At 69.0% G+C, this 18,448-nt stretch carries 15 protein-coding genes and 1 pseudogene; 12 read left to right on the top strand and 4 right to left on the bottom strand.

Translation table 11 applies throughout. The features are described 5' to 3' along the window. Positions 1–134 precede the first annotated feature (134 nt). Entirely contained in the window at positions 135–1,817 is a 1,683-nt protein-coding gene (locus tag ACZYZ5_RS19320; protein WP_463903909.1) for a DUF7059 domain-containing protein, read from the top strand. Between the two features lie 81 nt (positions 1,818–1,898). On the opposite strand, the pseudogene ACZYZ5_RS19325 reads toward ACZYZ5_RS19320, so the two are convergent. Beyond that, a pseudogene (locus ACZYZ5_RS19325) lies at positions 1,899–3,164 on the bottom strand (MFS transporter); the annotation flags it as partial. Positions 3,165–3,243: 79 nt separating this feature from the next. On the opposite strand from ACZYZ5_RS19325, the gene ACZYZ5_RS19330 reads away from it, so the two are divergent. The 8 genes from ACZYZ5_RS19330 to ACZYZ5_RS19365 all read left to right on the top strand — a co-directional run bounded on the left by ACZYZ5_RS19330 (position 3,244) and on the right by ACZYZ5_RS19365 (position 12,125). After that, on the top strand, positions 3,244–3,912 hold the full coding sequence (locus tag ACZYZ5_RS19330; RefSeq protein ID WP_463903910.1) for an ArsR/SmtB family transcription factor: 669 nt from the start codon (positions 3,244–3,246) through the stop codon (positions 3,910–3,912). A 181-nt stretch (positions 3,913–4,093) separates the two neighbouring features. Continuing rightward, positions 4,094–6,820: a type I DNA topoisomerase gene (topA, locus tag ACZYZ5_RS19335; protein ID WP_463903911.1), complete on the top strand. Its 2,727-nt coding sequence runs from the start codon at positions 4,094–4,096 to the stop codon at positions 6,818–6,820. Positions 6,821–6,957: 137 nt separating this feature from the next. Continuing rightward, the gene (locus ACZYZ5_RS19340; RefSeq protein WP_463903912.1) at positions 6,958–7,407 is read left to right on the top strand and encodes an SseB family protein; all 450 of its coding nucleotides are present in this window, start codon (positions 6,958–6,960) and stop codon (positions 7,405–7,407) included. 64 nt (positions 7,408–7,471) lie between these two features. Continuing rightward, positions 7,472–8,515 (top strand): Ppx/GppA phosphatase family protein, encoded by a 1,044-nt coding sequence (locus ACZYZ5_RS19345; RefSeq protein ID WP_463903913.1) that lies wholly within the window; start codon positions 7,472–7,474, stop codon positions 8,513–8,515. A 117-nt stretch (positions 8,516–8,632) separates the two neighbouring features. Continuing rightward, positions 8,633–8,974, top strand: coding sequence for a YciI family protein (locus ACZYZ5_RS19350; RefSeq protein WP_463903914.1), 342 nt, complete (start codon positions 8,633–8,635; stop codon positions 8,972–8,974). Positions 8,975–8,985: 11 nt separating this feature from the next. Beyond that, positions 8,986–10,320 carry an RNA polymerase sigma factor gene (locus ACZYZ5_RS19355; protein ID WP_463903915.1) on the top strand — a complete coding sequence of 445 codons (1,335 nt, stop codon included), beginning with the start codon at positions 8,986–8,988 and terminating at the stop codon, positions 10,318–10,320. Positions 10,321–10,650: 330 nt separating this feature from the next. Then, entirely contained in the window at positions 10,651–11,484 is an 834-nt protein-coding gene (gene proC, locus ACZYZ5_RS19360; protein ID WP_463903916.1) for a pyrroline-5-carboxylate reductase, read from the top strand. A gap of 56 nt (positions 11,485–11,540) precedes the next feature. Continuing rightward, complete coding sequence (locus ACZYZ5_RS19365; protein WP_463903918.1) at positions 11,541–12,125, top strand: HhH-GPD-type base excision DNA repair protein; 585 nt, start codon at positions 11,541–11,543, stop codon at positions 12,123–12,125. Between the two features lie 47 nt (positions 12,126–12,172). Here ACZYZ5_RS19365 and ACZYZ5_RS19370 read toward each other — a convergent pair whose 3' ends face one another. Next, positions 12,173–12,811 carry a potassium channel family protein gene (locus ACZYZ5_RS19370; protein ID WP_370871241.1) on the bottom strand — a complete coding sequence of 213 codons (639 nt, stop codon included), beginning with the start codon at positions 12,809–12,811 and terminating at the stop codon, positions 12,173–12,175. A gap of 40 nt (positions 12,812–12,851) precedes the next feature. Continuing rightward, positions 12,852–14,282, bottom strand: coding sequence for a TrkH family potassium uptake protein (locus tag ACZYZ5_RS19375; protein WP_463903920.1), 1,431 nt, complete (start codon positions 14,280–14,282; stop codon positions 12,852–12,854). Positions 14,283–14,385: 103 nt separating this feature from the next. Between ACZYZ5_RS19375 and ACZYZ5_RS19380 the strand changes: the two genes are divergently transcribed. Beyond that, positions 14,386–15,609 (top strand): acetoin utilization protein AcuC, encoded by a 1,224-nt coding sequence (locus tag ACZYZ5_RS19380; protein WP_463903921.1) that lies wholly within the window; start codon positions 14,386–14,388, stop codon positions 15,607–15,609. A 67-nt stretch (positions 15,610–15,676) separates the two neighbouring features. Here the strand turns inward: ACZYZ5_RS19380 and ACZYZ5_RS19385 are convergent, their stop codons facing one another. Beyond that, entirely contained in the window at positions 15,677–16,189 is a 513-nt protein-coding gene (locus tag ACZYZ5_RS19385; protein ID WP_463903923.1) for a hypothetical protein, read from the bottom strand. Between the two features lie 161 nt (positions 16,190–16,350). Here ACZYZ5_RS19385 and ACZYZ5_RS19390 point away from each other — a divergent pair, with 161 nt between their 5' ends. Both ACZYZ5_RS19390 and gdhA read left to right on the top strand, forming a co-directional pair. Continuing rightward, positions 16,351–16,935 carry an ArsR/SmtB family transcription factor gene (locus tag ACZYZ5_RS19390; protein ID WP_463903925.1) on the top strand — a complete coding sequence of 195 codons (585 nt, stop codon included), beginning with the start codon at positions 16,351–16,353 and terminating at the stop codon, positions 16,933–16,935. A gap of 163 nt (positions 16,936–17,098) precedes the next feature. After that, a complete protein-coding gene (gdhA, locus tag ACZYZ5_RS19395; RefSeq protein ID WP_463903927.1) occupies positions 17,099–18,406 on the top strand; it encodes an NADP-specific glutamate dehydrogenase in 1,308 nt (435 codons plus the stop codon). The last annotated feature ends 42 nt before the right edge of the window (positions 18,407–18,448 follow it).

The raw sequence follows: 18,448 nt of genomic DNA on the forward strand, positions 1-18,448 counted from the left end.
GCACCGGGGCCGCCGTCCCGGCCCCCGCGCACCGGGGCCGCCGTCCCGGCCCCCGCGCACCGGGGCCGCCGTCCTGGCCCCGGACAGCTAGGACCCGCGTCCCGGCCGCCGGGGGCCGGGACTAAACTTGTCCGGTGACTCCCTCAACGCATTTCAAGGCCGGCAACACCCCCGACGCCCCGCGCAGCGACCTCCCCGGCCTGCTCGACGCCTTGGCCGCGGACCTGCGCGGCATCGGCTACACCGTTGACGGCGTCGCCGCCCTGCTCGGCGCCGCCGCGCACAGCGCCCTGGGCCGGGACCAGTTGGTTCCCGCGCTGATCGTTACGGAGTCGGCCCGCCACGGGGAGCCGACGACGGCGGCGCTCGCCGCCGTCGTCCGCTTCTGGCTGCTGGCCGAACCGCAGCCCGCCGCCACCCTCGACGCCGCCCTGCCCGGCATCCGCACGGCGGGCCTGCTCGAACTGGGCCTCGTGGAGCCGTCCGCCGACGGCCTGATCCAGGCAAAGGTGGACCTGCGGCCCTACGGCTGGGACGGAACCGCCGGGGAAGGCACCCAGGGGGAAGACGCCCAGAGGGAAGACGCCCAGAGGGAAAACACCGTCAGCAGCGGCGGCGCGGAGCTCTGGGTGGCCAGCGACCTCGCCGCGCACCAGCGCCCCGGGGTGCTGCGCCACGACCACGTCCTCGGGATCGGGCAGGCCTCCACGACGCTGGTGCAGGTCACTGCCCGCCGGCACGTGGCCAGGGCACTGGATCTCGGCACCGGCTGCGGCATCCAGACCTTCCACCTGCTCCACCACGCCGAGCACGTGACGGCCACCGACATCTCCGACCGCGCCCTCGCGTTCACCCGCTTCAACCTGCTCCTCAACGCCGGCCAGCTCCACCTGGACCCCTCCGACCCGGAAGCCCGGGTGAGCCTGCGCCGTGGCTCCCTGCTCGATCCGGTGGCGGGTGAGGAGTTTGAGCTGGTGGTCTCCAACCCGCCGTTCGTGATCACGCCGCGCAGCATGGGGGAGGCCGCCTCCGACCAGTTCACCTACCGCGACGGCGGCCTGCCGGGTGACGACATCGTCGCGGCGCTGGTCCGCGACCTCCCGTCGGTCCTCACCCCCGGCGGGACAGCCCAGCTCCTAGGCAACTGGGAAATCCCGGCCGGCGCGGCCTGGGACGAGCGGCCGCAACGCTGGGCCGGCCCGGACGCGGACGCCTGGTTCATCCAGCGCGAGCAGGTCAGCCCGGAACAGTACGCCGAAACCTGGCTGCAGGACGCCTCCGAGGCCCGTGAGCGGCGGCTCTACCAGGACTCGTACGCCGCGTACCTGGACGACTTCGCCTCGCGCGGCGTCGAGGCCATCGGCTTCGGGATGATCTGGCTGCGGCGGCCCGTCGAGGGGTCCGCTCCGGCGCTGCGGCGCTTCGAGGAGATCACCTATCCGATCGAGCAGCCCGTCGGCCCGCACCTCGGGGCCGCCGTGGAACGCTCCGACTGGCTGGCCGCCCACGATCTGGCGGCGGCGCACCTTCTGGTGGCCGAGGACGTCACCGAGGAGCGGCACCAGCGCCCCGGAGCCGAACACCCCGGCGTCATCCTGCTGCGCCAGGGCGCCGGCCTGCGCCGCACCAACCTGCTCAGCACCGAGCTGGCCGGCTTTGTCTCAGCGTGCGACGGAGACCTGTCCGTCGGGCAGATCATCGGCGCCCTTGAGGCGCTCCTGGGCGGGGGCGAGGACTGGGACGCCGGAACCTTCCGCGCCGGCCTCCTCACCGAGGTGGGGAACCTGGTCCGCGACGGCTTCCTGCTGCCCGCCTGACGCCCCGGCTGCGCCCAGCGCGGCCGGAGCTGTGGACCCCGCAGCCGGCGCGGCGCCGGCGGCGGGAACCGCGGGGCTTGCCGCGCCCTCGCTGCCGTAGCGCGGCAGGACATACGCGGTGACGGCCAGGGCCGCCAGGACTCCGCCCACCCCGGCGACCAGGAAGCTCACCCGGATCGGGAGCAGGGCGCCGAGCAGCCCGCCCAGCGCGAGCGCCCCGATGGCGACGGCCCTGGTCATGCCGCCGATGATCGCCATGGCCTGGCCGCGCCCGCTTTCCGGGATCCGCATGATCGCAATCGCCCCGAAACACGCATTCAGCACCCCGCAGCTGGCCCCCATGGCGGTGTAGGCCACGAACAGCAGTTCCATGTTCGGCACCAGGGACATGATCCCCAGGAAGGCCGAGGTCAGGGCCATCGAGACCAGCAGCGCGCGCAGCCGGGTGGGAGGGGTCTTGATCCGGCTGGCAAGCCCCGCCCCGGACGCCATCCCGAGGCCGAACGACGCGGCCAGCAGTCCGTACTGCGTCTCGGTGGCGCCGAGCTCGTCGCGGGCCAGGAACACCTCAAGGACGTTGGTCGCCTCGCCGACGGTGATGAAGAACAGCGCGCCGAGGACCAAGGCCCAGACCAGGCCGTCGCGCCGGATCAGGCGCAGCCCGTCGAGCAGGGCAGGAGGCTCTTTGCCGACCCGCTCGGCGGCCGTGCCGCGGCGGGTCCGGATCAGCATGGCGGCCGCGCCCATCGCCAGGTAGCAGCCGCTGGCCACCGCAAACACCAGGCCGGATCCGCCCCAGCCGCTGAGCAGACCCCCGGCCGCCGGTCCGACCATGCCGGCGATCATGATGGTAGCCTGCATCGTGCCCAGCGCCCGCGGGGTCCGTTCCTCGCCCACGATCCGGGGCAGCAGCGCCTGCCAGGTCGGCCCGGCCACCGCCTGGGCGGTGTCGAGGAGGAAAGTCATGGCGAACAACACCGGCAGGTAGTTGTCCAGATACTGCATGCCAAGCCCCATCCCGGCGACCGCCGCGGCGCTGACCACGGAGGACGCCGTCGCCAGCGTCCTGGAATCCCGGGTGTCGGCCAGCCGGCCCGCCCACGGCGCCAGCAGCACCAGGGGGAGCGCCGAGCAGAGCAGGTAGGCCGCCACGAGCCAGGGTCCGGCGATGGCCGTCTGGCCGGCGGCGGCGAGGTTCTGCAGGTGCAGCATGACGCTGATGATGACGGCGCCCATGCCGGCCGTGGCGATGAAACGGGCACTGCTGGCCAGGACGAAGTCCCGCGTGCGCCAGAGCGGCTGCGCGGGCGGGGCGTCACCCGGCGCCGTATGAAATGCCTGTTTCATAAGTAGCAAGCTACTCTCCGGTACATTTTGGTGTCAAGCATTTCTTTCATAGTTTGGCGAAGCTCGGTAGACTGATGGCGTGAATGCAGAAACCCCACTGGCGGAGTCACCGGTCCCGCCGGGACCCAAACGCCGGCAGCGCCCGGAGAAAAAAGTGGAAATCACAGACCCGAAAGCGATCCGGGCGCTGGCCCACGCTGCCCGGCTGGAAGTCATCTCCGAACTGTATTCAACCCAGGTGAGCCGGACCGCCACCGAACTCGCCGCGCAGACCGGCCTCACCCCGAGCGCCATGAGCTACCACCTGCGCGCGCTGCAGAAGTGGGGCATCGTGGTCCCGGCCGCCACCGCCGGCGACGCGCGGGAGCGCCGCTGGAAAGCCGCGGGCACCGACTTCACCATCAACTCGGGCGGCGGGGTGGCGAGCCCCGAATTCGCCGTGCTGGACCTTGAACTGGACGCCTACCGCCGGCGGGTCAATGCCTACGCCAAAACCCGGGACGAGCAGCGCCAGCGCGGCGAGGCCGTGGACGGGCCATCCTCCGTGGTGCTGGCCAGCAATCTGCTCTATCTGACCCCGGACCAGCGGGAGGAGCTGAACAACCGGCTCTTCGAGCTGCTGCGGGACTACGAGCTGGAGGATCCGGACCAGGTCCCCGACGGTGCCGAACGCATGGCGACCATGTGGTCGATGATCCCAGATGACCGCGGAAAGCCTCCAGCGAAGCCCTCCGGCAGCCCCGCCTGACACTAGCGCGGGTCGCCTTGGGCAGGCCCGGTGGAGGCCTGCCTGGCGGGGGTTCATGACGTCCGGAAGTCGTGCCCGGGGGCCCTCCGTTTGGGGCTGGATGCGCGGTAATCCGCAAAATATGGTGAACTAGGCGGGTATGGGCGCATCTGCCCGAGCCACCTTTTTCTGTAGGAGCACCGTGCCAAGCAAGGCCAAAACCGGTAAGAAACTCGTGATTGTGGAGTCTCCCGCCAAGAGCAAGACCATCGCCAAGTACCTCGGCGAGGGCTTCATCGTTGAGGCCTCCATTGGTCACATCCGCGACCTGCCGCAGCCTTCGGAACTGCCGGCGGAACTGAAGAAGACCTCGGTGGGGAAGTTCGCCGTCGACGTTGATAACGACTTCAAGCCGTACTACGTGGTGTCCCCGGACAAGAAGAAAAAGGTCGCCGAACTCAAGGCCCAGCTCAAAGACGCTGACGCTCTCTATCTCGCAACCGATGGGGACCGCGAGGGCGAGGCCATCGCGTGGCACCTGCTGGAAGTGCTCAAGCCCAAGGTTCCGGTCTACCGGATGACCTTCGGTGAAATCACCAAGGAAGCCATCCACCGCGCCATGGACAACCTGCGCGACGTTGACCAGGACCTCGTGGACGCGCAGGAAACCCGCCGTGTGCTGGACCGCCTCTACGGCTACGAGATCTCCCCGGTGCTGTGGCGCAAGGTGGCCCGCGGGCTCTCCGCCGGCCGCGTGCAGTCCGTCGTGACCCGCATGGTCGTGGACCGCGAGCGTGAGCGGATGGCCTTCAAATCGGCCTCCTACTGGGACCTGACCGGCCAGTTCGGCGCCGGGTCCGGCTCGTTCAAGGCCAAGCTGGCCATGGTCGACGGCGCCAAGGTCGCCAGCGGCCGCGACTTCAACGACAGCGGCGAGCTCACCTCCCGCAACGCCGTGCACCTCAACGAGGACCTCGCCACGTCCCTCGCCGCCGGCCTGCAGGACGCCGATTTCCGCGTCCGCTCCGTCGACACCAAGCCGTACACCCGCCGCCCGGCCGCGCCGTTCACCACCTCGACGCTGCAGCAGGAGGCCGGCCGCAAACTCCGCTTCTCCTCCAAGAGCACCATGCAGGTGGCCCAGCGGCTGTACGAAAACGGCTACATCACCTATATGCGTACGGACTCCTCCGCGCTGAGCAACGAGGCCGTCACGGCCGCGCGGCGCCAGGCCTCCGAGCTGTACGGCCCGGAATACGTTCCCGCGTCCCCGCGCGTCTACAGCGGCAAGGCCGCGAATGCGCAGGAGGCCCACGAGGCCATCCGCCCCGCCGGTGACTCCTTCCGCACCCCGGCCCAGGTGGCCAAGCAGCTCTCCGGCGACGAGTTCCGGCTCTACGAGCTGATCTGGAAGCGCACCGTCGCCTCGCAGATGGCCGACGCCAAGGGCTCCACCGCCACGATCCGCCTCGGCGCGGTCGCAGCCGACGGACGCGACGCCGAATTCTCCGCCTCCGGCACCGTCATCACCTTCCCCGGCTTCCTCGCCGCCTACGAAGAGGGCAAGGACGAAAGCCGCGGCGACGACGAATCCGACGAGGCCCGCCGGCTGCCGAACGTGGCCAAGGACGATGCGCTCACCGCCTCGGAGATTGCCGCCATCGGGCACGAGACCTCCCCGCCGCCGCGCTTCACCGAAGCGTCGCTGACCGCCGAGCTGGAAAAGAAGGGCATCGGCCGCCCGTCGACCTACGCCTCCACCATCTCCACCATCCAGGACCGCGGCTACGTCCGGAAGCAGGGCTCCGCGCTGGTCCCGAGCTGGATCGCGTTCTCCGTGATCCGGCTGCTTGAACAGCACTTCCACGACTACGTGGACTACGAGTTCACGGCCGACATGGAAGCGGACCTGGACAAGATCGCCAACGGCCAGGCCGAGGGACCCGCCTGGCTCAAGCACTTCTACTTCGGCGAGGATTCCAACCCCGGCCTGCTGAGCATCGTCAACAACCTCGGCGAGATCGACGCCCGCGAGATCAACTCCATTCCGATCACCGAGGGCATCACCCTGCGGGTCGGGAAGTTCGGCCCGTATCTGGAAAGCTCCGTCCCCACGGTCGATCCGAAGACCGGCGAAGTGGTTGAGGCCGCCCGCGCCAACGTCCCCGAGGACCTTGCCCCGGATGAGCTCACCGCGGCCAAGGCGGTCGAACTGATGGAAACCGCCGCCCCCGAGGAGCGAGTGCTCGGCGCGGACCCGCACACCGGGCACACCGTCGTCGCCAAGAACGGCCGCTACGGCGCCTACGTCACCGAGGTCATCCCGGAGATGACCGAGGAACAGATCGCCAATCAGCCGGTCGAGTACTACAAGAACGGCAAGCCCAAGCCGCCGAAGAAGCCGGTGAAGGCCAAGCCCCGCACCGGCTCGCTGTTCGCCTCGATGAGCGTGGACACCATCACCCTGGATGAGGCCCTGCAGCTGATGAGCCTGCCCCGGGTGCTCGGCCAGGACGCAGAAGGCAACCCGATCACAGTGCAGAACGGCCGCTTTGGCCCGTACCTGAAGAAGGGCACGGACTCACGGTCCATCGGCTCGGAAGAGGAAATCTTCACGATCACGCTGGAGCAGGCGCTGGAGATCTACTCCCAGCCGAAGCAGCGCGGCGCCCGCGCCGCCGTCGCGCCGCTAGCCGAATTCGGTCCGGACCCGGTCTCGGAGAAAAACATCGTGGTGAAGGAAGGCCGCTTCGGCCCGTACATCACCGACGGCATCACCAACATCACCGTGCCGCGCTCCACCGCACTGGAGGAGCTCACCCGGGAACAGGCCGTCGAACTCCTCGCGGAGAAGCGCGCCAAGGGCCCGGTCAAGCGCACGACGACGGCTCGCAAGGCCCCGGCCCGCAAGGCTGCCGCCAAGAAGTAGCCTCGCCGCGCCCGGGTGCGCCCGGATGCGCCGAAGTCGCCGGAAGCGTGCGGGTTCGCCGGAAGTTTCCGGCGACCACGTGCGTTGCCGGCGATTTCGCGTTTGCGGACCCGGCCGCAACGTGGTCGAGTAGAGACATGACTGAACAGCCCGATCACTTGGACCTCCAGCCGCTGAACGACCTCGAAGAGCAGCTTGCCAAGGGGGAGGAGCCCGACGCCAACCCCGTTGACGTCATCCTCGCCTTCCTCAACAACGAGGTCTACATCGTCAGCTCCGACGCGCTCGAAGGCGCCGATTCCCAGGTCGAGCCGCTGGTGCTCGCCAACTCCGCCGGGAAGCCTGTCCTGGCCGTGTTCTCCCACCCGAGCCGCGTCACCGAGCAGTACCTGGCCGCCGCCCCCAACGTGCTCGGCACGCAGGGCGCCGCGATCCTGGGCAACCTCGGCGACGACCTCGGCATGGTCATCAACCCCGGCGCGGCCTTCGGCTTCGAAATCGATGCGGAAGGCGTGGCGAACATCCGCCGCGACTTCAAGCCCGCCGACGAGCCCGAAGACGTCCCGGGCCCGGACGGCCAGGCCTAAGCCGCTGATCGGGGCGCGGCCTGCCCGTTAGGCGGGCCGCGTACCCGGGCGCAATAATGGCACTATGCGTCTTGGCGTCCTCGATATTGGATCAAACACCGTTCACCTCCTGCTCGTGGATGCCCACCCCGGTGCGCGCCCCGTGCCGTTCGCCTCGCACAAGCGGCCGCTCTCCCTCGTGCAGTTCCTTGAGCGCGACGGCAGCATCAACGACGCCGGCCAGCATGAGCTGATCGAGTTCGTCCTCGAAGCATGGGAATTCGCGGCCAAGCACAAAGCCGAAGACCTGCTGGCGTTCTGTACCTCCGCCATCCGCGAGGCAACCAACGGCCCTGCCGTGCTGGCACGGGTCAAGCATGAGACCACGGTGACGCTGCGGGAACTGACAGGCAGCGAAGAGGCCTCGATGACGTTCTTCGCGGTCCGCCGCTGGTACGGCTGGGGCGCCGGACCCATCCTGAACCTCGATATCGGCGGCGGCTCCTTCGAGATGGCCTACGGGGAGGATGAACTCCCCGAACTCGCGACTTCCGTCCCGCTCGGAGCGAGCCGGCTCACCCGGGACTGGCTGCAGGAGGACCCGCCCTCGGCCAAGAGCGTGAAGGAACTCCGCCGCTATATCCGGACCACGCTCAAGCCGGTGGTACGCGATTTCGCGAAGCTCGGCCGGGCAAACCATGTCGCGGGCACCTCCAAGACCTTCCGCTCGCTGGCCCGGGTCGCAGGTGCCGCGCCCAGCGCCGCGGGCCCCTACGTCAAGCGGGAACTGTTCGCCACCGACCTGGGCCTGTGGGCGCAGCGCATCTCGGCGATGGAGGTGGAGGACCGGCTGAACCTTCCCGGTGTCTCGGAAGCCCGTGCCCCGCAGCTCCTGGCAGGGGCCCTGGTGGCGGAAGCGGCCCTGGAATTGTTCGAGTTTCCGAGCATGGAGATCTGCCCCTGGGCGCTCCGGGAAGGCCTGATCCTCCGCCGGCTGGATCAGCTGGTCTTCGAGGGGCCGCTGGATCCCGCACCGCACGTGACCCAGACCGACCACCCCGCGGGGCCGCAGTCACCCGATTCAGAGGCGCCGGACGCATCGAAATCCGAATCGGCCGACGCCGGGTGACGGCTTCCCCGGAGGCCTGATTTGACCACAGTGACGTGTCGATCCGGGGGAGAGCCGTTCGTCTAGTAGGTGAGAGGCCGGTACCGAGCCGGCCGAATCGTCAAGGAGGACAGCACCATGGCACAGTACCTGCTCAGCGTTTACCAGCCCGCCGGCCCGGCCCCGGACCCGGAATTCCTGGAGCCGATCATGCGGGACGTCGAGGCCCTGAACCGCGAGATGAAGGCAGCCGGCGCCTGGGTGTTCGGGGCCGGGCTGCATCCCACCGAGGCCGCCACCGTCGTGCATCAGCAGGGCACCGAGGTGCTCATCACTGACGGCCCATTCGCCGAAGCCAAGGAACACCTCGGCGGGTTCACCGTCATCGAGGCCGCGGACCTCGACGCCGCCCTCGGGTGGGCCGAAAAACTGGCCCGCGCCACCACCCTTCCCATCGAAGTGCGACCCATCCAGCAGTAGGCACCCCCGGAATGGTCCGCGAAACAGGGTCCGCCCCGCCGCCCGAACCCGCCGGTGCACCGGCGGCGGAGGCGGACATCGCCCGCGTCTTCCGGAAGGAATACGGGCGCGCCGTCGCCGTCCTGACCCGCGTGCTCGGGGACATCGACGCCGCCGAGGACGCCGTCCAGGAAGCCTTCACCCTCGCCGTCCGGCACTGGCCCTCGACCGGCCTGCCGGCAAGCCCTGCGGGCTGGATCATCACCACGGCGAGGAACCGGGCGACCGACCAGCTGCGCCGGGAAGCCGGACGCGGCGACAAACAGCTCAAGGCCGTGCAGCTGCAGGCCGCCCGGTCCCCGGCAGCGCCGACGCCCGAGGAATTCGTGATCACTGAACTCTCAAGGGAGGGCACGGTGAACGATGACAGGCTGCGGCTGATGTTCACCTGCTGCCACCCTGCCCTGGCCGCCAACGCCCAGGTGGCCTTGACACTGCGGCTGCTGGGCGGACTCACGACGGCGGAAATCGCCCACGCTTTCCTGGTGCCGGAGGCCACCATGGCCCAGCGCCTGGTCCGGGCCAAGGCGAAAATCCGGGACGCCAGGATCCCGTACCGGGTGCCGAGCGGGGCGGAACTTCCGGCGCGCCTGCCGCCGGTGCTCGCGGTGGTGTACCTCATCTTCAACGAGGGCTACAGCGCCAGCTCCGGCGGGCCCCTCATCCGGGAGGACCTCTGCGCGGAAGCGATCAGGCTGGGCCGCCTGCTGGCCACGCTGATGCCGGACGAGGCCGAGGTGAAGGGCCTGCTGGCCCTGATGCTGCTGACCGAGTCCCGGCGCGTCGCGCGGGGAGCCGGCGGCGGCCCCGTGCTCCTGCCGGACCAGGACCGCCGATTGTGGGACCGTGCCCTGGTCGCGGAGGGCCAGGAACTGGTGCGTCAGTGCCTGCGGCGGAACCGGCCCGGACCGTACCAGCTCCAGGCCGCCATCAGCGCGGTCCACAGCGATGCGTCCGACGGCGGCGCCACGGACTGGCGCCAGATCCTCCGGCTGTATGACCGGCTCCTCGAGCTCGCGCCCGGACCTGTCGTGGCCCTCAACCGGGCGGTCGCAGTGGCCGAGCTGGAAGGCCCGGAACCTGCCCTGCGCCTCGTCGACGAGCTCGGGCTCGAGGGCTACGCCCCGTTCCACGCCGTCCGCGCCGACTTCCTGGCCCGGCTGGGCCGCAACGGTGAGGCCGCCGCCGCGTACGATGCTGCGCTGCAGCTGGCCGGAAACGCCGCTGACCGGACATTCCTTGAGACCCGCCTGGGTGAGACCCGCCTGCGCGAGTCCCGGCCGGGTGCGGCCGGGCCGGACCCCTGAGGCGGGAAGCGCGGGTAGGTGCGGCGCTTCGCAGTGGACCCGCGGTTCTGCCGCGGGGGAGCCGCGGGGGAGCCGGAGGGGAGCTGGGGGCCTGCCGCGGGGAAGCCGGGGTGGAGCTGCCCGTTAACGGCGAAGGCACCGGCGGTCCGCTGCGGGAAAATGGGGGAAACCCGCTGCAGAGACCACCGGTGCCGGGCTGACATCCGCATGCCTGCCGCATCACTCGCACCCTCAATGAGGTAACCACCACGTTAGTTCCGGACTTTGTGAAGACCCTGACCTGAAGATGGGAACTGGCTGGGAATCGGGCCGGACTGCAATGATGGGAGCATGAGCAACCGAATCGCATTCCTGGGCTGTGGATCAATGAACGAGGCCATCCTAGGTGGCCTGATCGCCGGCGGCACCGACCCGGCGGACATCGTCGCCACGGTCCGCCGCGCCGAACGCGCGGACCAGTTGGCCAAAAAGCATCATGGCATCACGGCCATCGCAGGCGCCGAAGAGCCGGAGAACAACAAACAGGCGGCCACCGGCTCCGGCGTCGTGATCCTAGGGGTTAAACCCGTAGGCATCGCGGACCTGGCCCGGGAGATCGGCGACTCGCTGGCACCGGACACGATCGTCATCAGTGTCGCCGCCGCCGTGTCGCTCGAACAGCTGGAAGCGGCCCTGCCCGCCGGCCAGCCCGTGATCCGGAGCATGCCCAACACCCCGGCGCAGCTGGGCCGGGGCGTCATTTCCGTGTCGCCGGGCACGCACTGTTCCCCGGCGCAGCTCCAGCTCGCCAAGGACCTGCTGGCCTCCGCGGGCACCGTCGTCGAAATTCCGGAAGACCAGGTCGACGCGCTGTCCGCGATCAGCGGCTCCGGACCGGCGTACGCGTTTTACCTGGCCGAAGCGATGGCGGGCGCCGGCGTCGAACTCGGACTGGACCGTGAGCTGTCGCTGCTGATTGCCCGGGAAACCGTCGCCGGTGCGGGCCTGATGCTGGCCGAGGTGGGCGCGGATGCGTCGGCGCTGCGCAAGGCCGTCACGAGCCCCAACGGCACCACCGAGCGCGCCATCGCAACCTTTGACGCGCGCGGCCTGCCCTCGATCATCGCCGACGGCGCCCGCGCCGCCGCCGAACGCGCCGCGGAGATCACCAAACAGCTCGGCTAGCCTGTTTGCTGGCGCAACCCATGACGCAGGCCGGACCGGGTGGCAGGATGGGACCCATGGAACTGCACATCACAGGGGATCCCTCGGCGGACAAACTACTCAGCGACGACGCATTTGCACTGCTCACCGGCATGCTGCTTGACCAACAGGTGACCATGGAATCGGCCTTTGCGGGTCCGGAAAAAATCCGGACGCGCATCGGTTCCATGGATCCGGCCGCGATCGCCGGCTACGATCCGCAAGAGTTCGTCGAGATGTTCAAAGAGCGCCCGGCCGTCCACCGGTTCCCCGGATCCATGGCCGGCCGCGTCCAATCCCTTGCTGAGACGGTGTACAAGGACTGGAACGGCGACGCTACTGCCATCTGGACGGAGGGTGACCCCGACGGGCAGGAGGTGCTGCGCCGGCTCAGGGCATTGCCGGGATTTGGCGAGCAAAAGGCGATGATCTTCTTGGCGCTGCTGGGGAAGCAGTGTGGCCTCCAGGCTGAAGGCTGGCGCGAGGCCGCCGGCCATTATGGCCAGGAGAACGCCTTCCTGTCCGTCGCTGACATTGTGGATCCGGAGTCGCTGAGCAAGGTTCGGGCCAGCAAGCAGGCGGCCAAGGCCGCCGCGAAGGCGGCGAAGGCCGCCGGGCCCTGATGGTGCGGTAGGCGGAATCCGCCGCGCGGGGGCCGTGCACGACGCCGCTACGGCCGGGCGGCGAACCTCTCCAGCAGGTCCACGTGCCCGGAAACAATGAGCATGTCCCGGGAGGACACCTTCGTCTCCGGCCGGGCGTATGTGAAGTCCTCGCCCGGGGACTTCACACCGACGATCGTGACGCCGTACTTGGAGCGGACCTTGGATTCGTCCAGGGTGAAGCCCACGGTTTCGCGCGGCGGATACATTTTCACGATCGCGAAGTCGTCGTCGAACTCGATGAAGTCCAGCATGCGGCCGGAGACCAGGTGCGCGGCGCGGACACCGGCGTCGGCCTCCGGATAGATCACGTGGTTGGCGCCGATCCGGGTCAGGATCTTGCCGTGCGAGGGCGTGATCGCCTTGACCCAGAGGTGCTCGATGCCGAGGTCCACGAGGTTTACGGTGATCAGCACCGAGGACTCGATCGAGGTGCCCACCCCCACGACCGCGGAGCTGAACTCCTGCGCGCCGAGCTGGCGGAGCGCATCGATGTTGGTGGCGTCGGCCTCGACCACGTGGGTCAGGGTGCTGGACCACTTCTGCACCAGGTTCCGGTCGCGTTCGATGGCCAGCACCTCGCGGCCTTGCTTGACGAGTTGTTCGGCCGTGGACGCACCGAACCGGCCCAGCCCGATCACCAGCACGGGGGCGTTGTGGGCGGGACGGTTGACGGCGCCTGAGGAACTAGCCAATGATCGGTCTCTCTTCCGGGTAGTGGAACAGCTGGCTGCGCTGGCGCAGGGCCAGGGCAGCAGCAAGGGTGACGGTCCCGACGCGCCCGGCGAACATCAGGGCGGTGAGGACGTAAACGCCCGACGGCGGCAGCTCGGCACTGAGGCCGGTGCTCAGGCCCACCGTGGCGAAAGCGGAAATGGTTTCGAAGAGCACCCGGTCCAGGGACGCCCCGCTGATCGCCAGGAGCAGGAAAGCCGAGACGGAGACGAGGGTGGCGCCGGCGACAATCACCGAGATGGCCACGCGCATGGTGCCTTCCGGGATGGTGCGGCCGTACACCTTCACGTCGGAGTCACCGCGAGCTTCTGCCGCGATCGCCAGGAACATCACGGCGATGGTGGTCACCTTGATGCCGCCCGCCGTCGATGCCGAACCTCCGCCGGCGAACATCAGGGCGTCGGTGAGGAGCATGGTGGTGGAGTCCATCTCGTTCTGGTCCACGAGGTTGAAGCCGCCGGAACGGGTCATCACCGACGCGAAGAGCGAATGGATGGCCTTGTCCTCCACGGTCATGGCGCCGATGGTCCGCAGGTTGTCCCACTCCATCAGCCCCCACAGCACTGTGCCGGACACCAGCAGGATCAGCGAGACCTGGATGGTCAGCTTGGTGTGCAGGTTCCACTTTTTCCAATTCAGGCCGTTCTGCTGCAGCACCATCACCACGGGGAAACCCAGGCTGCCGAGGAAGACCCCAACCATCAGCGGCACGAGGATCCACAAATCGGTCTCGTACGGGACGATGCCGTCCGAATGTGGGGTGAAGCCGGCGTTGTTGAACGACGAAATCGCATAGAACACCCCGTGCCAGACAGCCTGGCCAAAGCTTTCCCCCAGCATCAGGAAGCGCGGGATCAGCGTCAGAGCCAGCGCGGCCTCGATCACCACCGAGGTCACGATGACGATCCGCAGCAGGGTGCCCACCTCACCGAGGCGGCCGGCGTTCAAAGCCTCCTGGGCGATCAGCTTGCCGCGGACACCCAGCTTCTTGCTCACCATGAGGGCCAGCAGCGAGGCCAGGGTCAGCGTACCCAGGCCGCCCACGAAGATGCCGATCAGGATGATGAGCTGGCCGAAGAAGGACCAGTGCACGGCCGTGGACACCACGGTCAGGCCCGTCACGCAGACGGCGGACACCGCGGTGAACATCGCCTGGTACAGCGGGGTGAACTCGCCGGTGGCAGAGGAAACCGGCAGGGACAACAAGGCCGTGAAGATCAGGATCACCATGCCGAACGCGGACAGCGCGAGGCGGGCGGGGGAGGTATTGGCAATGTTGTCGATAAAGTCGCGGAGGCGTGTGAAGATCCACAGGCCTTCCCGCTCCGGAGTTCCGGGGTGCCAGTTGGCCGGGCTCTTGGACCTCGACTGGCTCTGCGTCATGTGTGGCTTTTCCTCGGTTGAAACTGCTTCCTTCAGTAGTAAACCACTAAACCCCCCGCAATGACTGGGGGACGGGGTCCCACGCTCGGGTAGCCTGTGATTGATGACATACCTTCCCGGGCTCGCCAAGGCCGCACTGCCAACGACGGTGGTGTGGGATCCTGCCATGACCGCCTACAACTTCGGCCACAGCCACCCGATGGCCCCGGAGCGGATGGAGCTCACCGCCAAGCTGGCCGGAAGCCTCGGTCTGCTGGACCTGGAGCACGTGACCGTCTCGGCGCCGGGCGTCGCCAGCGACGCGGAACTGTGCACCGTCCACAGCCCCGAATTCGTCGCCGCCGTGCGGCGCGTCAGCACGGACCCCGACACCCCGGACCTGGAACGCGGCCTCGGCACCGAGGATGACCCGGCCTTCGCCGGGATGCACGAGGCCAGTGCCCGGCTGGCCGGCGGCTCCATCCTCGCCGCCGCCGCCATCCTGGACGGCAGCGCTATCCGTGCGGTGAACTTCGGCGGTGGCATGCACCACGCGGCCCGCGAGCGCGCGAGCGGATTCTGCATCTACAACGACGCCGCCCTCGCCATCCAGCGGCTGCTCGACGGCGGTCTGCAGCGCGTGGTCTACATCGACATCGACGCCCACCACGGCGACGGGACCGAGAGCATCTTCTGGGACGACCCGCGCGTGCTGACGATCTCCCTGCACGAGACCGGGCTGACCTTGTTCCCGGGCACCGGCTACGCCAACGAGATCGGCGGGCCCAACGCGCAGGGCAGCGCCGTGAACGTCGCCCTGCCGGCCGGCACCGGGGACGGCGGCTGGCTCCGTGCCTTCCACGCCGTCGTGCCGCAGCTGGTGGGCGCCTTCGAGCCCGAGGTCATCGTGAGCCAGCACGGCTGCGACTCGCACCGGCTGGACCCGCTCACGCACCTCAACATCAGCGTCGATGCCCAGCGGGAGGCCGCCACCGCGATCGGCAACCTCGCGGCCCGCTACTGCGAGAACCGCTGGATTTCCACCGGCGGCGGGGGCTACAACGTCATCACCGTGGTGCCGCGGGCGTGGAGCCACCTGATCGCGATCGCCGCCGGTCGCCCCGTCCCGCTGCGCACCCCAGTGCCGGAGGACTGGCGCAGCTATGTGAAGGAAAAGTACGGGGACAAGTACGGGGTCGCCGCACCGGAAATGATGGGCGACGACGTCGATCTCTGGTGGCGCTCCTGGGAAGTCGGCTTCGACCCGAACGACGAGGTGGACCGGACGGTCATGGCCACCCGCAAGGAGATCTTCCCGCTCTACGGGCTGGACCCCTGGTTCGACTAGGTAGCTGGCAGGTGCGGCCGTTATGAGCCCTGACAGCGGCCCTGCTGCGAGTTGGATTGCTAACCGGCTAGCCGGCTGCGGAGGCCTGCGGGCTGGGCTTCTCGGTCTGGAACACCACCCCGGCCGCGCCGATGATCCAGCCCAGCAGCGAGAGCGAGAACGCCCCGATCAGGTCGGTGGAGGCGGTGCCTTTCACCAGCCACACGCCGAGCACCAGCAGCCCGACCACGAGGTACACCATCAACGCCGCGATGACCCGGCCGGAGAGCTTCGTGGTGATCCCGCCGGCCTCGAAGACACCGACCTGGGCCTGGCTGGCGGCCTTCCCGCTGCCGCTCTGCTCCTCCCGCCGGACCTCGGCCATGGTGAAGCCCAGGGCGGAGGCGGTCAGGGAACTCAGCGAAGTGGACAGCGCCCCGGCGGCGCAGACGACGGCGCCGTTCAGCCTGGGCGGGGTGCCCGGAATCTCAGGAACGAACACCCAGACCTGGAACAGCACGCTGCCCCAGACGATCACGAACAGGGCCAGGAACACGGCTGCGATGATGTTGAACAGCTGGTTCCGGAAGAAATCCCCCATGGTGGTCCACTCCTCTGCGTCGGTAGGCTGCGGCCTCGCCTGCCGGGAAGGCGGTGCGTCCGTTCTAGCACCGCGCCCGGGACGGGGCAATGCCCGGCGGCTACAATCGGGGCCGCAATTAGTGGATGCCATCCGGCGTATATGTCGCTAGTGTTGAGGGCATGGTGACAGACGACGTATTTGCCGTCATTGCTGAGGCAACCCGGCGTGACATTCTGGTATCCCTCCGCAAGGGGGACAAGGCGGTGGGGGAGCTGGTCCAGGAGCTCGAGGCCAGCCAGCCCACCATTTCCAAGCATCTGAAAGTACTCCGCGAAGCGGACCTGGTGAGCATGCGCGCCCAGGGCCAGAAGCGCTACTACACGCTCAATCCCAAGCCGCTGGCCGGCGTCGCCAGCTGGCTGGAGACGTTCGACGTCGGCGCTGCCGCCACACCGGAGCCGTCGCCGGCGCGTGCGGCAGAACCCCGGCTCCATCCCGTCGCCGTGCCGGACTCCCTCGCCGCAGCCGTCACAGCCACCGCGCCCGCCGCGCCGGTCTCGCAGCATGCCGCCGCGGCGTCGCAGCCCGCCGCGGCGCTCGCCGGACGGCCCGCCGGAAGCCCGCTGAGCCCCGCCGTCGTTCTTCCGGTCGGCACGGCAGGCGAGGACAAAATGCCGCAGCAGATCGGCCGGACCGTCGGCCGGGCCGCCACCCGGGCCGCGGACCTCCTGGCCAGCCTGCCGAAGTTCGGCCGCAAGAAGTAGCCCAGGCCGGTTTCGGCCCGCCCGGCCCGTTTGTGTCCCGCGCCACCCCGTTTTGGTCACACGCGGCGCACTCCGGTGCCCGAATGGAGATCCCCTCCCGCCCGGTGCAACCATGGAAGGGCTTTTTTGTTGCGCCCGATGAGGGGCGCCAGGGTTTAGGGAGTTGCAATGNGCCCGGAATCCCGGCGAAGGGGAATTCCACCAGGCGGTCACCGAGGTGTTCGAAAGCCTCGGCCCGGTCCACGACCGCCACCCCGAGTTCCTCGAAGGCGCCGTCCTCGAACGGCTCTGCGAGCCCGAACGGCAGATCATCTTCCGCGTCCCCTGGGCCGACGACGCCGGCCGCTTCCAGATCAACCGCGGCTTCCGGGTGGAGTTCAACTCGGCGCTGGGCCCCTTCAAGGGCGGCCTGCGCTTCCACCCCTCGGTGAACCTGGGCATCGTGAAGTTCCTCGGCTTCGAGCAGATCTTCAAGAATGCCCTGACCGGCATGCCCATCGGCGGCGGCAAGGGCGGCTCCGACTTCGATCCCCGCGGGCGCTCTGACGCTGAGATCATGCGCTTCTGCCAGTCCTTCATGACCGAGCTCTACCGCCACATCGGCGAGTACACCGACGTCCCGGCCGGGGATATCGGCGTCGGCGGCCGCGAAATCGGCTTCCTCTTCGGGCAGTACAAGCGGATCACCAACCGCTACGAATCCGGCGTCCTCACCGGCAAGGGCATTTCCTGGGGCGGCTCGCTGGTCCGGCCCGAGGCGACCGGCTACGGCACGGTGATCTTCGCCGAGGAGATGCTCAAGACCCGCGGCCAGTCCTTCGACGGCCAGCGCGTGGTCGTCTCCGGCTCCGGCAACGTCGCCATCAACGCCATCGCCAAGGCCCAGTCCCTCGGCGCCACCGTCGTGGCGTGCTCGGATTCCTCCGGCTACGTCGTGGACGAGGCCGGGATCGACGTCGCGCTGCTGCGCCAGATCAAGGAGGTCGAGCGCGGACGGCTCAAGGACTACGAAGCCCGGCGGGCCGCCGTCGACTATGTGGCGGGCGGCTCCGTCTGGGACCTCGACGCGACCGTCGCGCTGCCGTGCGCCACGCAGAACGAGCTCGACGGCGACGCCGCGGCCCGGCTGGTGCGCAACGGACTGCTCGCGGTGGCGGAGGGCGCCAACATGCCCTCGACCCGTGAGGCCGTTGCGGTCTTCCAGAACGCCGGCATCCTGTTCGGCCCCGGCAAGGCAGCCAATGCGGGCGGCGTGGCCACTTCCGCGCTGGAGATGCAGCAGAACGCCAGCCGCGACTCCTGGTCGTTCGCGCACACCGAGGAACGGCTCACCGAGATCATGATCGGGATCCACGACCGCTGCGCGGCCACCGCGGATGAATACGGGGATCCGGGGAACTACGTGCTGGGCGCGAACATCGGCGGCTTCGTGAAGGTGGCCGACGCGATGCTCGCCCAAGGGCTCATCTAGACCGGACGTCCGCCGCCGGGAGCCGCCGGGATGACAGCGGCA

It is taken from the genome of Pseudarthrobacter ribosi (assembly GCF_055412865.1).

Coding starts and splice junctions, on each gene's coding strand:
- ACZYZ5_RS19340 (WP_463903912.1), top strand. CDS start 6,958: ATGACTGAACAGCCCGATCACTTGGACCTCCAGCCGCTGAACGACCTC.
- ACZYZ5_RS19345 (WP_463903913.1), top strand. CDS start 7,472: ATGCGTCTTGGCGTCCTCGATATTGGATCAAACACCGTTCACCTCCTG.
- ACZYZ5_RS19350 (WP_463903914.1), top strand. CDS start 8,633: ATGGCACAGTACCTGCTCAGCGTTTACCAGCCCGCCGGCCCGGCCCCG.
- ACZYZ5_RS19355 (WP_463903915.1), top strand. CDS start 8,986: ATGGTCCGCGAAACAGGGTCCGCCCCGCCGCCCGAACCCGCCGGTGCA.
- proC (WP_463903916.1), top strand. CDS start 10,651: ATGAGCAACCGAATCGCATTCCTGGGCTGTGGATCAATGAACGAGGCC.
- ACZYZ5_RS19365 (WP_463903918.1), top strand. CDS start 11,541: ATGGAACTGCACATCACAGGGGATCCCTCGGCGGACAAACTACTCAGC.
- ACZYZ5_RS19375 (WP_463903920.1), bottom strand. CDS start 14,282: ATGACGCAGAGCCAGTCGAGGTCCAAGAGCCCGGCCAACTGGCACCCC.
- ACZYZ5_RS19380 (WP_463903921.1), top strand. CDS start 14,386: ATGACATACCTTCCCGGGCTCGCCAAGGCCGCACTGCCAACGACGGTG.
- ACZYZ5_RS19385 (WP_463903923.1), bottom strand. CDS start 16,189: ATGGGGGATTTCTTCCGGAACCAGCTGTTCAACATCATCGCAGCCGTG.
- ACZYZ5_RS19390 (WP_463903925.1), top strand. CDS start 16,351: ATGGTGACAGACGACGTATTTGCCGTCATTGCTGAGGCAACCCGGCGT.